Annotated in this window: 22 protein-coding genes; 15 read left to right on the top strand and 7 right to left on the bottom strand. The window is 39.7% G+C overall.

Going from position 1 to position 21,585, the window contains the following annotated elements:
* The first annotated feature begins 9 nt into the window (after positions 1-9).
* The 10 genes from G6Q00_RS00875 to G6Q00_RS00830 are packed head-to-tail and all read left to right on the top strand — an operon-like array spanning position 10 to position 8,318.
* Complete coding sequence (locus G6Q00_RS00875; protein WP_205426441.1) at positions 10-978, top strand: asparaginase; 969 nt, start codon at positions 10-12, stop codon at positions 976-978.
* A 21-nt stretch (positions 979-999) separates the two neighbouring features.
* Positions 1,000-2,325: a TrkH family potassium uptake protein gene (locus G6Q00_RS00870; RefSeq protein WP_240330907.1), complete on the top strand. Its 1,326-nt coding sequence runs from the start codon at positions 1,000-1,002 to the stop codon at positions 2,323-2,325.
* Positions 2,322-2,999, top strand: a complete 678-nt coding sequence (locus G6Q00_RS00865) for a potassium channel family protein (protein ID WP_163498771.1) — start codon at positions 2,322-2,324, stop codon at positions 2,997-2,999. The genes G6Q00_RS00870 and G6Q00_RS00865 overlap by 4 nt, the downstream gene beginning before the upstream one ends.
* 38 nt (positions 3,000-3,037) lie before the next feature.
* Positions 3,038-3,565 carry a hypothetical protein gene (locus G6Q00_RS00860; protein ID WP_163531613.1) on the top strand — a complete coding sequence of 176 codons (528 nt, stop codon included), beginning with the start codon at positions 3,038-3,040 and terminating at the stop codon, positions 3,563-3,565.
* A gap of 38 nt (positions 3,566-3,603) precedes the next feature.
* Positions 3,604-4,266, top strand: coding sequence for a glycerol-3-phosphate 1-O-acyltransferase PlsY (plsY, locus tag G6Q00_RS00855; protein WP_163531612.1), 663 nt, complete (start codon positions 3,604-3,606; stop codon positions 4,264-4,266).
* A gap of 5 nt (positions 4,267-4,271) precedes the next feature.
* On the top strand, positions 4,272-4,625 hold the full coding sequence (locus G6Q00_RS00850; RefSeq protein WP_163531611.1) for a dihydroneopterin aldolase: 354 nt from the start codon (positions 4,272-4,274) through the stop codon (positions 4,623-4,625).
* Positions 4,626-4,645: 20 nt separating this feature from the next.
* A complete protein-coding gene (locus tag G6Q00_RS00845; RefSeq protein ID WP_163498774.1) occupies positions 4,646-4,897 on the top strand; it encodes a YfhL family 4Fe-4S dicluster ferredoxin in 252 nt (83 codons plus the stop codon).
* Between the two features lie 6 nt (positions 4,898-4,903).
* Positions 4,904-6,364, top strand: coding sequence for a Ppx/GppA phosphatase family protein (locus G6Q00_RS00840; RefSeq protein ID WP_163531610.1), 1,461 nt, complete (start codon positions 4,904-4,906; stop codon positions 6,362-6,364).
* Positions 6,361-7,377: a lipopolysaccharide heptosyltransferase I gene (gene waaC, locus G6Q00_RS00835; protein WP_163531609.1), complete on the top strand. Its 1,017-nt coding sequence runs from the start codon at positions 6,361-6,363 to the stop codon at positions 7,375-7,377. Before G6Q00_RS00840 ends, waaC begins: the two co-directional genes overlap by 4 nt.
* Positions 7,374-8,318, top strand: a complete 945-nt coding sequence (locus G6Q00_RS00830; protein WP_163531608.1) for a lipid A biosynthesis lauroyl acyltransferase — start codon at positions 7,374-7,376, stop codon at positions 8,316-8,318. Before waaC ends, G6Q00_RS00830 begins: the two co-directional genes overlap by 4 nt.
* A gap of 82 nt (positions 8,319-8,400) precedes the next feature.
* Here G6Q00_RS00830 and lpxE read toward each other — a convergent pair whose 3' ends face one another.
* The 6 genes from lpxE to G6Q00_RS00800 are packed head-to-tail and all read right to left on the bottom strand — an operon-like array spanning position 8,401 to position 14,208.
* The gene (lpxE, locus tag G6Q00_RS00825) at positions 8,401-8,985 is read right to left on the bottom strand and encodes a lipid A 1-phosphatase LpxE (protein WP_163531607.1); all 585 of its coding nucleotides are present in this window, start codon (positions 8,983-8,985) and stop codon (positions 8,401-8,403) included.
* Positions 8,967-10,025, bottom strand: a complete 1,059-nt coding sequence (locus G6Q00_RS00820; RefSeq protein WP_240330906.1) for a sulfatase-like hydrolase/transferase — start codon at positions 10,023-10,025, stop codon at positions 8,967-8,969. The genes lpxE and G6Q00_RS00820 overlap by 19 nt, the downstream gene beginning before the upstream one ends.
* An 8-nt stretch (positions 10,026-10,033) precedes the next feature.
* On the bottom strand, positions 10,034-10,495 hold the full coding sequence (locus G6Q00_RS00815) for a phosphoethanolamine transferase domain-containing protein (RefSeq protein WP_163531606.1): 462 nt from the start codon (positions 10,493-10,495) through the stop codon (positions 10,034-10,036).
* Complete coding sequence (locus G6Q00_RS00810) at positions 10,496-11,776, bottom strand: citrate synthase (RefSeq protein WP_163531605.1); 1,281 nt, start codon at positions 11,774-11,776, stop codon at positions 10,496-10,498.
* A gap of 58 nt (positions 11,777-11,834) precedes the next feature.
* Positions 11,835-12,917, bottom strand: coding sequence for a YcjF family protein (locus tag G6Q00_RS00805; protein ID WP_163531604.1), 1,083 nt, complete (start codon positions 12,915-12,917; stop codon positions 11,835-11,837).
* 25 nt (positions 12,918-12,942) lie between these two features.
* The gene (locus G6Q00_RS00800) at positions 12,943-14,208 is read right to left on the bottom strand and encodes an RNA-guided endonuclease InsQ/TnpB family protein (protein WP_163531603.1); all 1,266 of its coding nucleotides are present in this window, start codon (positions 14,206-14,208) and stop codon (positions 12,943-12,945) included.
* 87 nt (positions 14,209-14,295) lie between these two features.
* Between G6Q00_RS00800 and tnpA the strand changes: the two genes are divergently transcribed.
* The 5 genes from tnpA to G6Q00_RS00775 all read left to right on the top strand — a co-directional run bounded on the left by tnpA (position 14,296) and on the right by G6Q00_RS00775 (position 21,119).
* Positions 14,296-14,724 carry an IS200/IS605 family transposase gene (gene tnpA / locus G6Q00_RS00795; protein WP_163531602.1) on the top strand — a complete coding sequence of 143 codons (429 nt, stop codon included), beginning with the start codon at positions 14,296-14,298 and terminating at the stop codon, positions 14,722-14,724.
* 184 nt (positions 14,725-14,908) lie between these two features.
* Complete coding sequence (gene icd / locus G6Q00_RS00790; protein ID WP_163498782.1) at positions 14,909-16,186, top strand: isocitrate dehydrogenase (NADP(+)); 1,278 nt, start codon at positions 14,909-14,911, stop codon at positions 16,184-16,186.
* 691 nt (positions 16,187-16,877) lie between these two features.
* Positions 16,878-19,319, top strand: coding sequence for a DNA methyltransferase (locus G6Q00_RS00785; protein ID WP_163531601.1), 2,442 nt, complete (start codon positions 16,878-16,880; stop codon positions 19,317-19,319).
* Complete coding sequence (locus tag G6Q00_RS00780) at positions 19,312-20,151, top strand: DNA methyltransferase (protein WP_163531600.1); 840 nt, start codon at positions 19,312-19,314, stop codon at positions 20,149-20,151. The genes G6Q00_RS00785 and G6Q00_RS00780 overlap by 8 nt, the downstream gene beginning before the upstream one ends.
* A 257-nt stretch (positions 20,152-20,408) precedes the next feature.
* Entirely contained in the window at positions 20,409-21,119 is a 711-nt protein-coding gene (locus tag G6Q00_RS00775) for a tyrosine-type recombinase/integrase (protein ID WP_163531599.1), read from the top strand.
* Between the two features lie 39 nt (positions 21,120-21,158).
* Here the strand turns inward: G6Q00_RS00775 and G6Q00_RS00770 are convergent.
* On the bottom strand, positions 21,159-21,585 hold a 427-nt coding region (locus G6Q00_RS00770), incomplete at its 5' end, for an RNA-guided endonuclease InsQ/TnpB family protein (RefSeq protein ID WP_163531598.1).

The raw sequence follows: 21,585 nt of genomic DNA, 5'->3' as shown, positions 1-21,585 counted from the left end.
GAAAAAGTAATGGTATTGGCTACAGGTGGGACAATTGCAGGGGCTGGGGATAGCCCTGTTGGGGGGACTTATAAGAGTGCTAAGGTGGATATTTCTAGTATTCTTGGGTCTTTAGAAATTCCAAAAGGGGTATGTGTTGAAAGCCAGCAGGTGAGCAATGTCGGCTCGCAAGATATGGATACAAATACTTGGTTTAAATTATTAGAGCGCATCCACACCCTAGCAGCTAGAGAAGATATAAAGGGTTTTGTGATCACACATGGCACAGATTCTATGGAAGAGAGCGCTTATTTTCTTAATCTAACCGTGCAAACTTATAAACCTGTGGTACTTGTAGGGGCGATGCGTAATGGCTCAAGCATGGGCGCAGATGGGCCTTTAAATGTTTATAACGCCCTAGCCATAGCCGCCCACTCTGAGAGTGCGGGCAAGGGGGTTTTAGTGGCTATGAATGATACTATCCATGCAGCGCGTGAAGTAACTAAATCTAACACTAGCAGTTTACACACCTTTATTTCGCCTAATTGTGGACCTATAGGGAGTGTTTATTATGCAAAAGTACATTTCTACATGCAACCTCTAAGAAAACACACTTTACAAAGCCAGTTAGCCCTAACTAGTTTAGAGCCCCTCCCCCCAGTTGGGCTAATTTATACCCATGTAGGCTGTGGTGTTTCTTTATTAAAAGCAGCCATAAATCAAGGGGCTATGGGGGTTGTGGTGGCTGGTATGGGTAATGGCAATCCTAGTAGCGCTATGCTTGAGGCTATGGCAGAGGCTGTAAAACAAGGAATAGTTGTAGTGCGCGCAAGCCGTACCGGGAGTGGGGTGGTGGAGTTAGGCGAAGTTGATGATTTAGCTTATGGCTTTGTTACCCCTGATAATCTTAATGCCCAAAAAGCCCGTATACTATTGCAACTAGCCTTATTAAAAACCCACCAAAATACACAAATCCAAGAATTTTTCAACACGCATTAATTCTAGGATTGAATAGCGGTTGTGAATAAAATCTTTGGAAGCATTGTTATCAGCTATGTATTCTTAGCTCTCACTGGGGCTATTTTGCTTGGGCTTGCCCCTATGCACACTAAGCCCATCGCCTTTTTAGATCTCTTTTTCACGGCCACCTCAGCGGTTTGTCTAACCGGGCTCATTACAATTAATCCGGCTAGCGATCTAACAGGCTATGGGCAGGCTGTAATTTTAGGCTTAATTCAAGCCGGTGGTTTTGGTTACATGGGGCTAGCTACTTTCTTGCTTTTACTCATTGGTAAAAAGGTTAATTTTAAAGGGCGGCTTTTACTTAAGGAATCTTTAGATTATCCAAATATGCAAGGGGTGGTCTCTTATTTAAAAAAGATCTTTGTTTTCACTCTAGTTATAGAGGGAATTGGGGCATTAGTTTTAACGGGTTGTTTTATCTTTAAAATGCCTTTTAAACAAGCATTCTGGGCGGGGATTTTCCATGCAATCTCGGCTTTTAATAATGCCGGTTTTAGTATATTTTCCTCTAATTTGGCAGATTACCGGGATAATGTAGCGGTGAATTTGGTGATTTGTGCGTTGATCATTCTAGGGGGGCTAGGGTTTTTGGTGTTGAATGAATGCTATAATTATAACAAACACTCACGACTCAGTGTCCATGCGCGCATCGTACTCATCGCTACGGGTGTTTGTATTTTGCTTGGTATGGCGGTTTTATTGCTCTTTGAGTGGAACGATCCTACTAGCATAGGTACTTTAAGTTGGCCACATAAAATCATGAGCGTGTTTTTCATATCCATTAATCTTAGAACAGCAGGTTTTAACACCATTGATATGTCTGGTTTGCATGATCAAAGCTTATTTTTTAGCGCCTTACTCATGGTTATTGGAGCAGCACCGGGGAGTACAGCAGGGGGCATTAAAGTTACAACCCTAACTTTGCTACTTCTTTATGCTTATTGCGCCCTTAAAGATAAAGAAGTGGTTTTATTCCAACGCGCTATCCCCCAAGAACTTATCAAAAAATCTTTTTTAATCTTCATCATTGCCATGTTTTATATCACTATCTCTATCATGATTTTAAGCGCTACAGAGGATACACACAATCAATTTTTTATCAATTTACTTTTTGAGGTTTGTTCAGCCTTTGGTACAGTAGGGGCTAGTACAGGCAATGGAGGCGATCTTTCTTTAGCGGCTAATTTTAGCCATTTTGGTAAACTATACTTAATGGTTTTAATGTTTATGGGAAGGGTGGGTGTTTTAGCCTTTAGCATGGCTTTGGTGCGCAAAAGCAAGACACATAGCGTTAAATATCCAGAAGAAGGAGTGGTTTTATGAAGACTTATGCGGTTTTAGGTTTAGGCAAATTTGGATCGCATGTAGCGCGCGGATTGATAGAAAATGGGGAACAAGTCGTCGCAGCCGACATTAATCAAGATAGCATTAAAAATTTTAGAGGGATTTGTGATAATCTCTTTATTATTGATACTACAGACATTGTAGCGCTTAAAGATACCGGGATTGCCCAAGTGGATACGGCTATTGTGAGTATCGGGCAAAATGTAGAAGCCTCCATTTTAAGCGTAATGGCTCTTAAAGAATGCGGTGTTTCTGAAGTGATTGCAAAGGCTTCCACCTTAATTCATGGAAAAATCCTCTCTAAAATTGGCACCGATCGCGTGATTTATCCAGAAAGAGATGCGGCTAAAAGATTGGTGAAGGGATTAAGTTTAAACCCGCTTTTAGATGTAATGGAAATCACAACTCATATGCGTATGGTGCGCTTAAGCGTGGATACAACCCATGCAGACATGGCCTTACAAGATTTTCTAGAATCGTTTAAAGCAGATCTCAAAGTTGTGGCCCTCAAACATGCTAGCCAGTGGGAGTACAATTTAAATTTAGAATCCCCTCTTATTCTCAAACAAGGCGATATTCTTTTATTGCTAGGGCATGCTAAAGAGGTGGATATTTTTTTAGCCAGCAAAGATTTAAAATTAAAAAGAAATTGATAGCGGCTAATCTTTAAAAAGGCTACACTAGTTTGAGCATGAAATTATTTTATCTGTGTTTTATTTTATTGCTTTTTGGATGTACACCTAAACCCTCCCATGTTGCTAGTTTGGTTACTTTTGATATTGGCTATCAAGGCACAGCGATCAAAACTTATTGGCGCAAACTAGGGGAAAAGAATTCAAAGGAATTTGTGCTAGGGAGCAATAACTGGTTTTTTTTACTCTGGAGAGATACCTTCAAAAAAGCCAAGATTGAAAGCCGCCTTTTAGAACCCGGCACCTACTATTTAGCCTCTTTTGAGGTACAGGTGGGCAATCGTTTGCTTAAAAGCCAAACCACTTTGCCCAGATGGCGCACAGGTTGGGATTTTAATCATAACCGCCCGCTTTTTCTAGCCTTTAGAGTTAAAGCTAACACTCCCCTAAAACTCCCACCCATAGAACTAGCGATTAAACACACTTTAAAGAATAAAAAGCAAGGGATTAAAGAAAGTTACAAAGTCAATTTTTTATTAGGAAATCAGGGTGTGTGGATCACAGGTCCTTATACCCGCACCTTTTAAATGTGTTATAATGCGCCCAATCTAAGTAAAGGTAGTTGATGGAAAATTTCTTGATATTTATCACTAATATCAATGTGATTTTTTACGCTCTGGGTTATTTCATTGGGGGGATTCCTTTTGGTTATGTGATCATGAAAGTACTTTACAATGTAGATATTACCAAACAGGGGAGTAAAGGCATTGGCGCGACGAATGTCATGCGCGTATTAACTACCATTGATTCTTCTAAAGCCAAGAAAATGGGCACAGCGGTTTTAGTGCTAGATTTGTTAAAGGGGGTGTTTACGGTATTTCTTGCAAAACTTGCCGGGCTTAATTTTTCAGCCCAGTGGATGGTGGCTATTTTAACCATTATAGGGCATTGTTACTCACCCTATTTAAACTTTAGCGGGGGTAAGGGTGTGAGTACCACAATGGGCGCAGTGGTACTATTAATCCCAGTAGAGAGTTTATTAGGGCTGGCTCTTTGGGCCTTTGTTGGCAAGGTGTTAAAAATTTCCTCTTTAGCCTCCATTGTAGGGGTGGGTAGCGCGACTCTTCTTATTTTCTTTTTGCCAAAGCTAGGTTTACCCGCCTCTATTAATATTCTAAATCAAGTAGGCACACAAACCCCTATGGTGCTTGTTTTTTGTATCACGCTTTATAAGCACTGGCCTAATTTATTAAAACTATTAAGCGGGCAAGAAAAAAAGGTACTTTGACTTAAATGACGCTGCATATAGAAGATTACCAACTAGAGGTGATTATTGGCACTCTTGAGAGCGAACAAAAAAACCCCCAACCCATTGTTGTAGATTTGTGCATTGATTATCACTACACACCTGCTAAAGAGCAAAAAGCCCCCCAATATTTAGACTACATGGATGTTTTAGAGGTGGTACAAAATAAGTTTGCCACAGCCCATTATGGGCTTTTAGAAGAGGCTTTATTAGAAATCACAAGCTGGCTTAAGCAGTGTTTTCCTGTCATTAATAAAATTGACATGGGCATTAAAAAACCCCAAGCCTGCCAAAAGGCTTTAGTGGGGGTGAGTTTGTCTATTGTCTTTGAAAATCCCTAAAAATTTATAAGGAGTTTTATATGTCTTTACTAGTTAATCAAGAATGTATCGCCTGTGATGCTTGCCGCGAGGAATGCCCCACAGAGGCCATTGATCAAGACGATCCGATTTATAGCATTGATCCAGATCGTTGCACAGAATGCGTGGGTTATAGCGATGAGCCCGGTTGTGTGAGTGTGTGCCCTGTAGATGCGATCATTCTTGATCCACACAATACAGAAAGCCAAGAGGAACTCCAGTACAAATACCAGACTCTCCAAGAAAAAATCTAACCCTTCATGGCAAAGGTTACCACGGTTATTGATATTGGTTCAAACTCTGTACGCATGGCCATTTTTAAAAAAACTAGCCAGTTTGGATTTTATCTACTCTATGAGATCAAGTCTAAAGTGCGCATTTCTCAGAGTACTTACGAACACAAAGGTGTTTTACAAAAAAACCCCATGAAGCGCGCTTTGCGGGCATTAAATGATTTTAAAGAAATTGCGCAAAAATATAAAAGCCGCAAGATTTTATGCGTAGCCACTTCTGCGGTGCGCGATGCGCCCAATGCTCAAGAATTTATCGCTTTAGTTAAACGGGTGTGTGGTTTGCAGGTTAGAGTCATTGATGGGGCTAAGGAAGCCTTTTATGGGGGGGTTGCTTGCGCAAATTTATTACACCGCAGAGACGGGATTACTATTGATATTGGCGGGGGGAGTACTGAATGTGCTCTAATTGAAAATGGCAAGATCAAGGGTTTAATTTCGCTTAACTTAGGCACGATTCGCTTAAAAGAACTCTTCTTTGATAAGAAAAGTAATTTAAGTTTGGCTAGAGATTTTATCCGCATGGAATTTGCCAAAATCCCCTCTAATTTTAAAACAACCTGTATCTTTGGTGTGGGCGGGACGATTCGCGCTTTAGCTAAAGTGGTGATGTTGCAGAGTAACTACCCTATTGAAATTGTACATGGCTTTGAAATGGAGGTTGCCCCCAATCTTAAGCTTTTAAGTCAAATCATCACAAGTTCAGATACAGAGTTAGAGGAGTTAGGAGTAGGAGAGGATCGCATTGATAGCATTAGAAGCGGGACACTTATTTTTACCATGCTTTTAGAGCATTTTAAAGCAAGTATGGTGGTGGCTAGCGGGGTGGGGGTTAGAGAAGGCGTGTTTTTAAGCGATATGCTTAGATCGCATAATCATAGCTTTCCAAAGGGCATTAACCCCTCCTTACTCTCCTTGCTTGATCGCTTTTTACCCCACTCCAAACACAGCCAAGAGGTCAAAAAGGAATGCACTAAATTATTTGAAGCCCTCAAACCCTTACATGGCGTAGATGAAAAATACCTCTACCACCTCAAAATCGCCGGGCAACTCTCTAGCATTGGTAAAATCTTAAATTTCTACAACGCCCACAAACACAGCGCTTATTTGAGTTTAAACGCTTTAAGTTATGGCTTTTCCCACCAAGATAGGGCAATTATTTGTCTTTTAGTACAATTTAGCCATAAAAAAATCCCTAAAGATAGCAATATCGCCCATTTAAGCGCCATCATGCCCCCCATTCTCACCTTGCAGTGGCTTAGCTTTCTTTTAGGCCTAGCAGAGAGCCTATGTGTGATTCGCCTCCCTAAAATACACTACAGCCTCCAGCATAAAACCCTCAAGATTCACTGCCAAAGCGATCCTTATTTATGTCAAGAAATGGTGGGTAAGCTTGTTAAGCCCGTTGATCTTTCTATTGAGTTTGTATGACCGTTGCCATTATTAGGCTTTCTTCTTTGGGCGATGTTGTACTAAGCGCTGTTTTTTTGCCCTTTCTTAAAGAACGCTACAGAGTAACAATCCACTGGTTTATTGATGAAACCTTTGCGCCCCTTTTAAAAAACTGCCCCTGCCTTGATGTTTTACACGCCCTGCCTTATAAAAAAACCCTGCACTCTAAAAACCCTTTAAAAATCTGGCGCTTTTATAAAAGTTTGCACCATTTGGGCATCTTTGATTTAGTCATTGACATGCAAGGTTTGATCAAATCTGCCCTACTGGGTTTTTTTTTAAGAAAGAAAAAATTTATAGGCTTTGATAGGCAATCTATTAGAGAATCACTAGCTAGTTTGTTTTACAGCCATACAGTTAACATTGCCTACCAACAACACATTCTTAAGCGCAACCAAAAAATCTTGCAAGAGGCTTTTAATCTCCTCTACCCACCTTGTAATTGGCAAGATTGTTTGCAAAACAGACAACAAGCTTTTTTCTGCCCTCCCTACCCCCCTTTAGATTTTACTAAAAAGGATTCTCAAAAGGTACTCTTTGTACTTGAAACCTCTAGGCCTAATAAAACCTATCCTTTAGAGTGTTTTTATACATTAGGGCTTGCTTTAAAAGAGTATGCGCTAGAGATATGGCTTTTAGCCCATAAGCAAAGAGAGCAAGCTAAGAAACTCTATGAAAAACTTAGCCCCCATTTGCCCACACAATTACTCCCCCCTCTTACTTTAGATCAGATTAAATCTGTGATGATACAGATGTCTGTAGTGGTGGGTGGGGATACAGGCATAGTACACCTCTCTTGGGCGCTTAATATCCCCTCAGTAACTCTTTATGGCAACACCCCCCCTGAGCGCTTTAAATTAGAAGGAGAGGGGCATGTTTATTTATGTGCCAACTCCAAAGCTAACTACGATAAAAAGGATTTTTCTATCCAAGAAATCCCCCCTATTGCAATTAAAGAAGCGATTTTACAGGTTTTAGAAAGGAAAGTATGAAAGAAGTGTTAAAAAAAGAGGGGCGGATTTTTTGTATCTATGCGCTTGAATGGATCACAAATCTACTAGGTTTTTGTTTGGCTAAGATCCCCCATCGCTGGTTTGTGGGTTGTGTGCATTTTGTGGGTTTTGTGTTAGCTAAACTAGATAGACGGCGCTATTTTGATGCCAAAGCTAATTTAGATTTTGCCTTTAAAGATAGCTTAAGCGAGGCTGAAAAACAAGCCATTATCAAGCGGGGTTATTCTAATTTTGCTTTTATGATTTTAGAGAGCATGCGGGTGGTGTTTTTAAAAAAAGATATTTATGATGCATGTTTTACCCGCATTGATGAGGAAAATGTACTCAAGTCTTTAGAGCAAAATAACCAAGCGGTAGTAATGGGCATGCATTTTGGATACTGGGAGGCGGTGGGGACATCTTTGGCGCAGTATTATAGCCAATATGATCGCGGATCTTTGGGGCGTCTGACCAAATTTGAGGCGATTAATCGCCTTTTGATCAAACACCGCGAGGATTTTGGGGTGCGTTTTATCAATAAAACAGGGGCGTTTAAAGAACTATTAAAAATTTATAATCAAGGCAGGGGTTTAGTGGGGATTTTAATAGATCAAAACATTTCGCCTAAGGAGGGCGTGGTGGTTAAATTCTTTGGAGAGGACGCCACACACACCACTATTGCCTCTTTACTCTCACGGCGCTTTAATATAGATATTGTAGCCGTGATCATTGATTTTAATGAGGATTATAGCCACTACTATGTGCGCTACTACCCTCCCATTAGAGCCAAAAATACAGAGGATAGCCAAGCTGATATTTTAGAAGCCACGCAGGCACAAGCAAGTTTAAGCGAGCAAATCATTAGAGAACACCCGGAAAGCTGGTTTTGGTTTCATAGGCGTTTTAAAACCACCCACCCAGAGATTTATAAACGCAAATAGGATAGCCCTATAAAGACTTTAAACAAAGCACAAAAGCCCTATTTGAAAATCTTTAGCACTTTAAGCTAAGCTAATCACTATGCTAAAAGTTGGATTTTTCTTTAGGGCTACTTAATAAAAGCGCACAGATCACCCCCACAGCTAGACCGGCTAAAAGCGCGCCGATAGTGTGGGCGTTGTAATAAATACGCGCACCCATAGTTAAAAAGGCTAAGGGCAAAAACCACAGCCAAAGAGCGCCATAACGGCGCACCAAAAAGCCTAGCGCGCAAAAAATCATAGAGGAATGCCCACTTGGCATGTTTTTATTCCCCCCATTAGGCCTTTGCCCTAGACGGCGATCAAAAAGGTTTACAGAATTAAGCGCCCATTTTAAAGAGTGTGTAGTAATGGTGGTGGCAATGCTGACATGCATAATTTGAATCAAACCTACCGGATCTTTTTTAAATATGGGGTAGGCAAAGGAAAACAAAGTAGGCATGAAACGCGCGTAGTGTTCTGTGATTTCAAAAGCTAGAGGTACGCGTTCTTGTTTGGGTACTTTAGGAAAGGGGGTAATCACTCCGATAAGAAAGATTAAAAAGAAGCAGATTAGGCTTTTAATGGGGAGGTGTTTAGGAAAGCTTTGTGGATAGAGGGTTTTAAATTTCATTTGAATAGATCGCATGCGGGGTTGTAGGCGTTGCTTTTTTGCATTCCAAAGGCATTTAAAATACTTGAAAAAATCATATCTTGGGTATAAGAAATTTGATTTGAGGGGAGGTGGGAGGGTTTAAAGCCATTGGTAAAGATGATAAAGGGAATTTGCTTTTGGAAATCAGGGGCGATTAAAAAAGGTGTGCCGTGTAAATACATGCCATGTTCGCCTAAACTCTCACCATGATCACTCATGTAAAGGAGTAAGGCGGGCCGTTTGCTTTGCTTTAATTCTTGGATTAATAAATCAAGCACAAAATCATTATAGGCAATGGTGTTATCATAAGCATTAATCAGACTAGAAAGGCTACAGGTATGGGGTTCTTTGTGGGTACAAATGGGCTTAAAGGGGGCAAAATTTTGGGGCACTTTATCTACATAAAGTGGGCCATGGGAGCCCTTGAGGTGTAAAACCACTAAAAGATTATCTTGATAGCGCTTGAGTAAAAAGGGTAGAGATTTTGCTAACGCTTGATCAAAATTTAAGGGGGGAGGCACGCCTAAAGAGTGTAGCCAATCTTGCCATTTGTATTCTTTAGGATGCCAATCAATGCGCATGGGTGGTTCAGCATTATTAAGGCTTAACCACACCACACTAACCCCCTGCCTGTGCAAAAAAGAGGGTAAATTTTCATAGCCTTCTTTAGAGGTGAGCATACACTCTAGCGCAGCTGTGGTATAAGTGGCACAAGAAGTAGCTTTAAGGGCTAGGATTTCATGTTTATTTAACCGTGCTTGTAATTTGGGTGTGGTGGGTCTGTTATAGCCATAAATGCCATAATTTGCCCGTCTAGCACTCTCCCCAATGACTAAAACCACGACTTGGTTTTTACTTTGCGCCTTAGCATTAGAAAAGAGTTTAGGGGGGGAGGTGTTAAAAGAGTTAAAAGCAGCACGGATAAGATTGATGCTATAGCTGTAGGGTAGAGTTAACCCCCCTATGTATTTAGCATGCTTGTCTAAAAAAAGCCACTGCTTGGCGTGGGTAAAACTCCAGATAAAAAAGAGCAAGGCTGAACCTAGAAAAATAAGAGCTTTATTTTTAAGGGTTGTATTCTTGATGGGATAAAAAAAAACAAACTCCCTAAAGCCAAACCTAAAAACACAAAAAACCACAGATGCAAACCTAATAAATCTCTGGTTTCAAGAAAATTTGTGTGTAAAACATTGCCCATCATGCTTTTGGTTAAAAACACATGGTAGGTTTTTATAAAGTAGAGTGCCACCCCATTACAGAAAGTTAAAAAAGCTAAGCTTATGCGCAAAAATTTAAGACCTAAGCAAGAGAGTGCCACTAAAACCATGTTAGTGGTGCAGATATAAGCAATGCTTAGACCAAAAATAATACCAAATCCCCCCTTGTGATCTGTAATGTAGTCCAAGAGGGGCACATGGAAGATAATTAGAGAGATAATGGCATAAAAAAGCAAGGCAACAAAAAAAGAAGCGGGTCTAAAAAGCCCTAAAATACGGGTATACAACTATCTACCCATATAAACTTGTCTTGGGCGTGTGATGCGCGCTTTGGGGTTTTTGACATGCTCAAGAAGTTGGGCACACCAGCCCACCGTACGCGCAATCACAAAGACGGGGGTAAAAAAGCGGGTGGGGATTTTAAGGGCTGTTAAAATAGTGCCTGAGTAAAAATCTACATTAGGATAGAGGTTGTGCTCAATAAAATAATCATCTTTAAGGGCAACTTCTTCAATTTTAGCAGCAATTTCATCAAGTCTTGGATTCATCTTAATGCCCCTAGCCTGTAAATCATCTTTGAGCTGTTTTAAAATCCGCGCTCTGGGATCATAACTTTTATACACCCGGTGTCCAAAGCCTACAAGTCTAAAGGGATCGCTTCTATCCTTAGCGCGGGCAATGTATTTATCCACATTCTTCACATCGCCAATTTCTTGGAGTTGGATCAAGGTCTTTTCATTCGCTCCGCCATGTAAATGCCCCCAGAGTGCAGAGATTCCCGCACTAATAGCAGCATAGGGGTGTACCCCTGTAGAGGCAACATTGCGCACGGTTGTTGAGGAAGCATTTTGCCCGTGATCAGCATGCAATGTCAAAATCTTATCAAAGGCCTCTACCTCTAAAGCAGTGATCTCAGTCTCGCCCTTTGTGGTGTAGCGCAGGCGCTCATGGGGATAAGCCCGCAGCATAAATAAAATATTTTCCACATAGTTACGGCCTACATCAGGGTAAATAATGGGCGCGCCAATTTCATTGCGGTAGCAAATGGCTGCTAAAGTAGGCATCTTAGCCACAATACGCCTAGCCATAGTTTGGTAATCCTCCTCATTTTTCATGGTGTCATGTTCAAAATAGAGGGTGGCTAAAATAGAAACCCCGCTACTAAGTTTAGCCATAGGGTGGGCATTGGTGGGGAAGGCTGCAAACATGTTCATCAGTGTGGAGTGGATAAAACTTCTGTGGCGTAATTCTAATTCAAAGGCTAAAGACTCTTCCTCATCTTTAGGTAGTTCATCGGTAAGTAAAAGTTTACACACATCTACATATTTATACTTGGCTACTAGTTCCTCAATGGGATAACCCTTATAGTAAAGCTCACCCTTTTTGCCATCAATATAGCTAATAGTAGACTGGCATCCAGCCGTAGAAGAGTAACCCGGATCATAAGAGACGATCCCAGCAGTTTCATACAGCTTAGAAAAATCCACCGCCAGAGGGCCTCTTGTGCGTGCGATAGTTTCAAACTCAAATTTTTCATTGGTCTCATTATTAATCAGCGTAATAGACATGACTTTCCTTTCGTGTTTTAGACTAGATTATACTTGCCTTAAGATTAAAATAGGGTTTCTAAACATAGGACTTTACGGATTTTACCATATCTAGGTATTTTTGAAATACCTTAGCGTTAAAACCCTGTATTGCCCCTTCTAAGTCCTCAATGTTTGCGTCCAAATACGCCACATACGCCTTACCCATCAAAGTCGTTGTGCCCCCAGCTGCTGTGGCGTTAATCGCGCCACCGACCACGCTACCAGCTACGGGGATAAACTTTAAAACGCCACCCACAGCCGTTCTCACCACATAGCCCACGCCTAGCACGCCCACAAAGACCCCCAAGAGTTTTTCAGCGTTTTGTGTAGAAATCTCTAGCCCGTAAATCTTGCTAATGTGCATGATCATGGCAATTTGCGTGGGGGCGAGTAGGACAAAGTCAGAGCAGGGGATCGGGGTCGCGCCTATAGCAACCGCACCTGTGGTGTAGCCCACGATTGCCTTGTGTGCGTCTTCTTTGCATTGTTTGCGGCGCAATTCTAGGTCGTATTTTTGTTTGCGATTAAACGCTGCCTTGAGCCCTTGGGGTAAAAGGGCTTTGGTTTTCTCCATGAGCTGATCAACCCCCATGATTGGTTTAACTTCCCCCTCATCGTCTTGTACTTCCAAAGCCCGCACCCTTTGTAAATGTGCCTCATCAAGCTTAAAGCACTCTTGCACCACACTAGAAAACTTCTCCCCCTTGTTATCCTTGTCTTGCTGGGCTTTGGTGATTGCCACGATGGTAGGGACTTTATGCTCTTTTAACAAGTGGTAAAGCTCCACTTCGCCCTCTTGAATGCGCCTTGCTGGCTCTTGGATACACATCCATGCAATGTGGATTTGCTTGTTAGCATCTTGCTGGCGTTTGCATTCCAAAAAATTGTTAATCTCTTGCTTTGTGGTGCTAAAGTCTTTCATCTCAAGCCCCTTTGTGTCATAGATTGTTAAGCCCTCTTGCTTGTAACACTCTATTTTTTGGGTGATGGGCGCGCCTTGTCCCGTGCGAGCGACTTCCTCACCAAAGACAACATTGATCAAGGTACTTTTGCCCGTGCCCGTGCCACCTGCGATTAAAACATTGAGTACATGGCTTTCATGCGCGGTGTTTTCTTTCACTTGCCCCAAAGCCTTAGACAGTGAATCACCCACCCGCTAAAGACGGGTGGGCTTCTTGTTTCAACGATCCATAACTAGTAGTATCTAGTAATAAACCATACTGAGTTACTACCCCATTAGAGGAATCTCCACAAGCGTAACTTCGGGTAATCCCTACCCTAGTTTTGTCTACCTTGATTGCATGCCTATCATCTAGCATACCTAAAGCATAGTTTCTAATATTGATACTCGCATTTAGGTCTCTATGGTGGCGTGTTTTGCAACAAGGACAGACAAAATTTCTAATATGCAGTGGCTTTTTACCTGTATTACTTCCACAAGTAGAGCAGATTTGAGAGCTAGGGAAGTATTGATCAATCTTAAGTAGAGTTTTACCTTTCCAGCTAGCTTTGTATTCTAATAGACTAACAAGCCTAGACCAGCTAGCATTGGCAATACCCTTAGCCAGTTTATGGTTTTTAACCAAGTTTCTAACTCTCAAGGTTTCTACTGCAACAAGATCGTATTGATTGGTTATTTCGTTACTGATTTTATGCAAGTAGTCTTCTCTGCTATTCCTGATAGAAGCATGGATTTGTGCCACTTTCTTTATTTGTTTTCTGCTGTTGTGTGAACCTTTTAGCTTTTTAGATAACCTCCTTTGGGCTTTGATGAGTTTAATTTGTAGATTTTGGAAAAACTTTTTATAGGGATAGAACACGCCATTACTGGCTATCACCAAAGATTCTAAACCCATGTCCAAGCCTACAGCTTTTTGAATAACTTTAGGCTTGGGTATAGGTTTGTTATCCTCATAGCTTACAGAAAAATAGTATCTATCCGTCACGCAAGAGATAAAGCCTTGTTTGATTGCAAAGTTTTTAGACAAAAATCTATGGAACTTGGCTTTGATGGGTTCTTTGAATTTTGGCAACCTAATCTGATTAGATTCTAGATTTATTTCTAAGTGTTGGGGGATACAGAAAGACTGCTTGGCATATTTTTTAGATTTGAATCTAGGATAATCCGCTAGTTTAGAGAAAAACCTATCAAAAGCAGTAGTGAGTTGTCTTAATGCCATTTGCAAGCTTTGAGAGTTGCACTCATTCAAATAAGAATAAGCCTCTTGTTTTTTAAGAGTAGTGAGCACCTTTTGCATGCTAAAGTAATTTTCTCTAATGCCCAATGCATATTGCTTTTGGCGGTATTCTAGGAAATAATTGTAAATCACCCTAGCACAACCAAAGTGCTTGTGCATCAATACCTTTTGTTCAGCATTGGGATAAATTCTAAATTTCATTGCCCTAAGCAATTTTTTATTCCCTTAATTATTTTATATTATTATACAACAATCATATAATAACTGTATAAAACTAACTCCAAGAGGTTTGTTAAGTTAATGAAAGAAAACCACTATAAGCTGAAAGGCTATTTATCTACCAATAGAAGTAAGCACAATCTAAAAGCTCATTTGATTTTGGTGTGTAAATATAGAAAAAAGTTACTCATAGGAGAGATAGCTACTTTTATAAAATCTATAGTTGAGGAAATAGAGAAAAATTCAGATTTTCTCATTATAGCAATGGAAACAGATAAAGACCATCTACACTTGATGATTCAGTATATCCCTAGAATCTCTATTAGCTCAATAATACTAAGAATCAAGCAGATAACCACCTATAGAATTTGGAGAGAGTCTAGATTTATTCCACTCTTGAGAAGGCATTTTTGGAACAAGAGAACTTTTTGGACAGATGGTTTTTTTGCTTGTTCCATAGGAGAGGCTAATCCAGAAACCATCAAAAGATATATAGAGAATCAAGGGTAGGTGGCATTCATCCCACCCGCTAAAGACGGGTGGGATTTCTGCTGAAGGTTATTAAATCTGCCAAATCCAAACTCACTTCACCAGCCATAAACGCTCCCCTGCTTAAAAAGCCCCATTTTAGCCAAAAGATTTTAAACTAGCTTTGTGCTACAATGTCAGGCATACTATTTTCAAGGAGTTTTTCATGTCTTATAACCCAAAATACCTATCTCAGCCTACAGAGGGCGAGGCCATTACTTTTAAAGAGGATAAATTGCATGTGCCAAATAACCCCATTATTCCTTTTATTGAAGGCGATGGAATCGGTGTGGATATTACGCCTGTGATGCAAAAGGTGGTGGATGCGAGCGTGCAAAAAGCTTATAAGGGAGCTAAGAAAATTGCGTGGTATGAAGTGTTTGTGGGCGAGAAGTGCTATAACAAATTTAAAAATGAGAGCGCGCTCACTCCAGAGGAACAATGGCTATTGCCCGATACCATTGAGGCGATCAACCATTTTAAAGTCTCTATTAAGGGGCCTTTGACCACTCCTGTGGGGGAGGGTTTTCGCTCTTTAAATGTGGCTTTGCGCCAAAAAATGGACCTTTATGTGTGCTTAAGACCTGTGCGTTGGTATGGTAGCCCTAGTCCAGTTAAAGAGCCGGGCAAAGTGGATATGGTTATCTTTAGAGAAAATAGCGAAGACATCTATGCAGGTATTGAGTTTGCTCAAGGCAGTCAAGAGGCCAAAAAGCTCATCAAATTTTTACAAGAAGAACTCAAAGTTTCTAAAATCCGTTTCCCCCATACTAGTGGCGTTGGTATCAAGCCTATCAGCCTAGAGGGCACAGAAAGACTTGTGCGTAAAGCCATTGAATACACCATTGATAATAATAGGAATAGTCTTACCTTTGTGCACAAGGGCAATATCATGAAATACACTGAGGGGGCGTTTATGAAGTGGGGTTATGCCCTAGCACAAAGAGAATTTGGCGCTAAGTTGCTAGATAAAGGCCCCTGGTGTACCCTTAAAAACCCCAAAACCGGTAAAGAAATTGTGATTAAAGACATGATTGCAGATGCCTTCTTACAACAAATTTTATTACGCCCCGCAGAATATGATGTGATTGCTACCATGAATTTAAACGGGGATTATATCTCAGATGCGCTAGCGGCTATGGTGGGGGGTATTGGCATTGCTCCGGGGGCTAATTTAAATGATAGCGTCGCGCTCTTTGAGGCCACACATGGCACCGCACCTAAATACGCGGGGCAAAATAAGGTCAATCCCGGATCAATCATTTTAAGCGCGGAGATGATGTTGCGCCATCTAGGCTGGATTGAAGCTGCTGATTTGATTGTAAAGGGCATGCAAGGAGCCATTGCGAGTAAAAAAGTTACTTATGACTTTGCCCGTTTGATGGAAGGAGCTAGCGAGGTTTCTAGTTCTGAATTTGGCGAGGTGATCATTTCGCATTTGTAGAGGATTAAAGAGCATGGTTATAAATTACCATGCTTGAGTCTGTAGCGCTATAACAATATTTTCGTTAGTACATTGTTAAGCCTTTAAGGATTTATAGGGACATTTTTAGGACAAATTAGGCGGTTGCTAGGTTTGTTGGTGTTAGTAGGTTTGTCTTTAGTGTGGATTTGATAGAAGGGTTATAGGGCAAATTTTAATTTAACAGCAAGCTTAGTTTTAAAAAGGGATTGTTTTAGCGAGTGTGGGGGCTTGTCTTGTCCAAGCGATACTTCTGTGATGTGGCATAAAATAAAGTGATACAATTTAAAATTGCATTACTCTTAGACTTGCCATAGATGATCTACCATGCATTGAAAGTGGTGAAAGTGGTGATTACTCCTATCAATTTGCTAACAATTTCTTTTTAGAGTTTGTGTGCGTGGCGATTTGCTGTGCGAACATGCCAGTCCTAAGAATAACCCACAACTCATCGCGATCATGAAATATTTAAAAGCAAGATAAAAGAGACTTACCCCCAACACTGCGCCCTAAATCTGGCTATGCTAACACCTATGCTAAGATGTGTTGGGAACAACCTGCTTATTCTTTGACATATCTTTAGTTAATACAAGTGGAAAGAAGACTGCTGTAATAGCATAAAAAACCAGCCACACCAGCGAGTTTGTAGAATTTATAGACAAAAGGACACTAGATGTTAGAAAATCCTATTAATAATGCGCTTGTTGAGAGCAAACGCCCCGCAGTTTATACGGCAATGAAGTATTGGGGTAAGAAGCCCCATAATATTTGGCATGCATACATTCAAGCATTCACACCTCCAGATGGCGTATTTTTGGACCCATTCTGTGGTAGTGGGATGTCTGCAATTGAAGCATTAAGAGCTAATAGAAAGGCCATTTGTTTTGATCTAAACCCATTGAGTTCATTTTTTATTGAGGTTTATACTTCAGATTTTGATCATGATAGTTTTAAAAAAGTAGCGTTAGAAATTGTTGCTAGTGTGAGAGATGATGAATATTATAAAAAATTGTGGGAGTATGATGGCATTATCCACAATATCAAATACGATAAAAACGAGATTTACGAAGTGTGTCTGAGTGAATACAAAAAATATAAATTTAAAAATAGTACGCGCAGAGTACAGATACAGCAAGATTTAGAAGCGCTATTGTTTGCAAAGACAATCAATCTACAAAAATTAGGATTGGACTATATAGACGAAGAATTTTTAGACAGCTATTCATTCACGGCAAATTTTATTGAAAAAATAGGGGGGAATAATTTTAAATTTATTTGGACAAAGAGAAATCTTTATGTCCTATCATTGGTATTTAGTAAAATTCTAAAAGTTAAGGATAAGGACATCAAGAAATTCTTAGTATTTGGTTTCTTGATGGCAACACATCTATGTTGTAAAATGAATATACCAAGAAGAGAACAAGCACGTAGAAACTTCTCCACAAGCTGGGGTAGAAGTGCCTATGTGTGTTCTAGTAGGCAGATGGAGCAAAATCCACTCATTGTTTTTTATAACAGTTGTTTTGGTAAACAGTCTGTTGAGAGTGCCTTGAAATGTTCAAATACCTACATAGATAAAAACAAAATAAAGCTCAAAAGGGTTGCTTGTGCAAATAAGAGGAAATCAGACAATGCCTTTAGCTTAAAATACGGGAGTGTTAATGTCTTGACTTTAACAGACTATGTTAGTGAGAATTCGGTGGATTTTATATTGACAGATCCACCTTATGGCGGGCTTGTGCAGTATTTTGATCTGTCTTATCTATGGTTAGTTTGGCTGAAGAAATATGACGTTAAATTTGGAGAGATTGATTTTAACAGTGAGATCACAATCAACAAAAAATTTGACTTGAAAAATTATGGCATAAAATTTACAAATGCTCTAAAACAGCTACACAGAGTACTTAAAGATAATGGAAAAATGGTTATCACATTCCACAATAAGGATATTCAAATATGGAATTGTTTTATTAGAAGCTTGCAAGATGCGGGTTTTATCATAGAGAAGGTGATTCACCAGAAAAATAGGCGTAGTGGAGAGTCTGTTGTGGCAAATCCATATGGAACTTCTGGTACAGATTTTTACATTAGATGTACCAAAAGAACTACAACTCCAGATAAAAGCAAATCTTTAGATAATCTTAATAAGATGATAGTAAAGATAGGCATAAGAGCCATTTCTGCTAGAAACGAACCCACTCCTTTTGTCATCTTATTTGATGCCATACTAGCTGAAATTACAAGTAGCGGCTATATCTTTAGCCATGACTGCGATGGCGACATCAAAAAAGCCTTGTCCGCTGAAATTGGAAAGACTTTTATCATTACAAATCAGCGCGGCAAGGCTAGCAAGGTAGATGGACTATGGTGGTTAAAAGAGCCTCATAAGCATATTTCCCTTTATCATGTTCCATTGAGCGATCGAGTAGATAAAGTGATACTGTATGCGCTTAAAACAAAAGCGTTGATCACACTAGATGATGCACTTGCAGCGATCTACAAAAACTTCCCTAATGGTCTGACACCTACACAGAGCAGTATCCAAGCAAGTTTAAAAAAATTTGCCCTCAAGTCAAGTAGTGGCTATGTTTATAACAAAGACGCAGAAAGTGTCCTGCAAGCTACCAAACACACAGAATACATTTACCATATTGGCAACATAGGCAAAAAACTTGGCTATAAGATTTATGTGGGTAAGAGAGAACAGCCAGAAAGAATCGTGATTAAAGAACAAGAGATACATTTGAGGAGTATTTGTGATGTCCTAGATTTGCAAGAAGTTTCAAACTTGAATCAAGAGCAATATTTTATAAGCCGAGCAGAAATGATTGACATCATATTCATAAAGGACAATAAAATTGAGTGTATATTTGAGGTTGAGAATTCAACTAACATCATCACAGCGTTGCATAGAGCTTCTGTTCTGCATAGCAATGTAGATAAAATCATCGTAATCCCTGATGCTAGAAAAGATGAATTACTCAGACTCAAAGACACATTGACAAAAGCGATAAGAGATCACAATTGGAAATACATCACCTATAGCGATGTGGATAACTTAAATCATACCAAGAATCCAAACTTAGCTACCTATCTAAAGGCAATTAATGGGTAATGCAGAAGGAAAGTACGATAAACGCAACACTTTAAATGATTTAACAGGTAAGGAATGGCTCAAATTAACTTCTAGCTTTTGGTTTAGTGAAAAATGTGGGCTTGATAAGGAGGCTTTCAAACATCCTGCACCTTTTTTAGTCAAAGACATTGAGAAACTCATCAAGCTTTTTACAAAGAAACGCATGACTATTTTAGATCCCTTTTGTGGTAGTGGGACAAGTTTAATTGCTGCTTACAACTTAGAGAGATATGGTATTGGGTTTGATTTAAGTAAAGAGTATTATCAGTTGGCCAAAAATAGACTGAGTACACTGGGTGCAATTGAACATGACCATTACCAGTATATTTTGGGCCATAACTTAGATTTAGTGAAAAAGTTGCAGGAGGATAGCATAGATTATGTAGTTACCTCCCCACCCTACTATAATATTTTAAAAAATAAATCAGAGGGTATAAGGAGTAACAAGAGTATAAAAGGATATAGAAATGGAGCAAGATTGGGGATTGTCTCTTATAATAACAGTGGACTAGACTTAGAAAATTTAAAAACTTATGGAGATTTTTTAAAGGCCTTGTACACATTGTTTGGTGGAATCAAGAGAATTTTAAAAGGTAGGAGATACTGTTCTATCGTGATTAGTGATTTTACCGTCAACAAGAAGGAAACAAATGTCGTTGGCGATGTTATCAGATTGATGGTGGATTGTGGATACGAGTTTTGCGGAAATGTGGCGTTAATACAGGAGAACAAACCATTATATCCCTTTGGCTATCCATTTGCTTATAAAATAAACCACCATAATCAGAATATTTTGAACTTTAGAAAATAAAAGCTAATCTCTTCTATTAAACCTGTTTAAGCATTTAGTAGGGAACTCCGCTAAATTGAGCCCTGAGGATAGATAACTCTATTAGCAGATTTAAAAACAAGTCAACTAGTAACCAACCATGATTGAAACAGGAGTACAACAAAAATTCCGTGCTCTTAGTCTATAGATTTATAGGGTTTTATAGGTTTGTAGGAGCGGTTGGTTAAGTGATCACACAAAGGCCAGTAGCCTTAACAAATTTAAAACAAGGGAGTTACATGCGTGTATACACACGAAAAGATCAGCTTTATGCTGAATACTATACAGAAGATGGCAAGCGAGTACGCAAAAGCCTAAAGCTAAAAGATACAGAGAAAAACCGCGCTAGAGCACTAGATCAGCTAGAGGACAGAGTGAAGGCGGCAAAGGCTAGAAAAAGATTTATTGATCCGCTAGAAGTACCACTAGCTAGCACGCTAGAGGAATATAAGCAGCGCTACATTGGTTATAAGCAAAGCTCACAATATAGCATAGAAAAGCGCCTTAAAGCCATTGTGAAGTTATTAGAAGTAGATGTGAAAATGCCCACAGCTGAGCTAAACCATGATCACATCAGCAACTTTTATAAAGGCCTTATCAACAATAATTACAACACAAATAGCATTGTGCACTTAACCACGCTACTTAGAAGCTTTTTAGAGTTTGCAGTGAGTAGAGGCCAGTTAGAAAAGACCCCCTACTACAAGCAAAAGATCACAATTGCTCCAGCCCCTAGAAAAATTGAAGTCTTTAGCTTAGATCGGGTGTTAGAAATCCTAAGAGGGTGTGATCAACCCTACTTAAAGACCTATTTAACAATAGCCTTCTTTAGTGGTATGCGAGTGGGTGAAATACTAGCCTTGCAATGGGGCGATATAGACTTTGAAAAGCACACCATCAACATTAATAAAGCACTTAACACTCTAGGGCAATTGACATACTCCCCATAGCTAAAGCTAGGGGATTCTAGGATCATCAAGGCTTGCCAGCTAGGCGGGTCTTACAGCCTCTACTCTAAGAGTTGATGCCCCAACTCTATGAATATTAATACTTGCGTTTAAATCTCTATCCAAAGAAAGGCCACAAGAGTGGCAATTAAATACCCTATCCTTTAGGCTTAAATCCTCTTTGAGTGTCCCACAATTAGAACAAGTCTTAGAGCTTGGATAGAACCTATCAATCTTGTGCACCTGTATTTTTCTCTCTAAGATAGCTACAAACTCACTAAAAGCTAGATCGCTAATCTTTCTACCCCACAGCTTACACATCGCTTTCATGTTCAAATCCTCAATGAAAACATGGGTGTATTGTTTAGCCAAATAGTTAGCTAGTTTATAGAAAAAGTCCGTTCTTAAAAACTTAATTTTTCTGTGTAGCTTAGCTAGTTTGATTCTAGCTTTAAGGCGGTTATGGCTA

This window comes from Helicobacter suis, from assembly GCF_902196125.1.
Lineage (GTDB): Bacteria > Campylobacterota > Campylobacteria > Campylobacterales > Helicobacteraceae > Helicobacter > Helicobacter suis_B.
This window is presented reverse-complemented; position numbering and strand designations above follow the sequence as displayed.

Coding starts and splice junctions, on each gene's coding strand:
- waaC (WP_163531609.1), top strand. CDS start 6,361: ATGACCGTTGCCATTATTAGGCTTTCTTCTTTGGGCGATGTTGTACTA.
- G6Q00_RS00850 (WP_163531611.1), top strand. CDS start 4,272: ATGACGCTGCATATAGAAGATTACCAACTAGAGGTGATTATTGGCACT.
- G6Q00_RS00830 (WP_163531608.1), top strand. CDS start 7,374: ATGAAAGAAGTGTTAAAAAAAGAGGGGCGGATTTTTTGTATCTATGCG.
- G6Q00_RS00845 (WP_163498774.1), top strand. CDS start 4,646: ATGTCTTTACTAGTTAATCAAGAATGTATCGCCTGTGATGCTTGCCGC.
- G6Q00_RS00780 (WP_163531600.1), top strand. CDS start 19,312: ATGGGTAATGCAGAAGGAAAGTACGATAAACGCAACACTTTAAATGAT.
- tnpA (WP_163531602.1), top strand. CDS start 14,296: ATGAAAGAAAACCACTATAAGCTGAAAGGCTATTTATCTACCAATAGA.
- G6Q00_RS00810 (WP_163531605.1), bottom strand. CDS start 11,776: ATGTCTATTACGCTGATTAATAATGAGACCAATGAAAAATTTGAGTTT.
- G6Q00_RS00785 (WP_163531601.1), top strand. CDS start 16,878: ATGTTAGAAAATCCTATTAATAATGCGCTTGTTGAGAGCAAACGCCCC.
- icd (WP_163498782.1), top strand. CDS start 14,909: ATGTCTTATAACCCAAAATACCTATCTCAGCCTACAGAGGGCGAGGCC.
- G6Q00_RS00775 (WP_163531599.1), top strand. CDS start 20,409: ATGCGTGTATACACACGAAAAGATCAGCTTTATGCTGAATACTATACA.
- G6Q00_RS00875 (WP_205426441.1), top strand. CDS start 10: ATGGTATTGGCTACAGGTGGGACAATTGCAGGGGCTGGGGATAGCCCT.
- G6Q00_RS00865 (WP_163498771.1), top strand. CDS start 2,322: ATGAAGACTTATGCGGTTTTAGGTTTAGGCAAATTTGGATCGCATGTA.
- lpxE (WP_163531607.1), bottom strand. CDS start 8,985: ATGCGATCTATTCAAATGAAATTTAAAACCCTCTATCCACAAAGCTTT.
- G6Q00_RS00840 (WP_163531610.1), top strand. CDS start 4,904: ATGGCAAAGGTTACCACGGTTATTGATATTGGTTCAAACTCTGTACGC.
- plsY (WP_163531612.1), top strand. CDS start 3,604: ATGGAAAATTTCTTGATATTTATCACTAATATCAATGTGATTTTTTAC.
- G6Q00_RS00860 (WP_163531613.1), top strand. CDS start 3,038: ATGAAATTATTTTATCTGTGTTTTATTTTATTGCTTTTTGGATGTACA.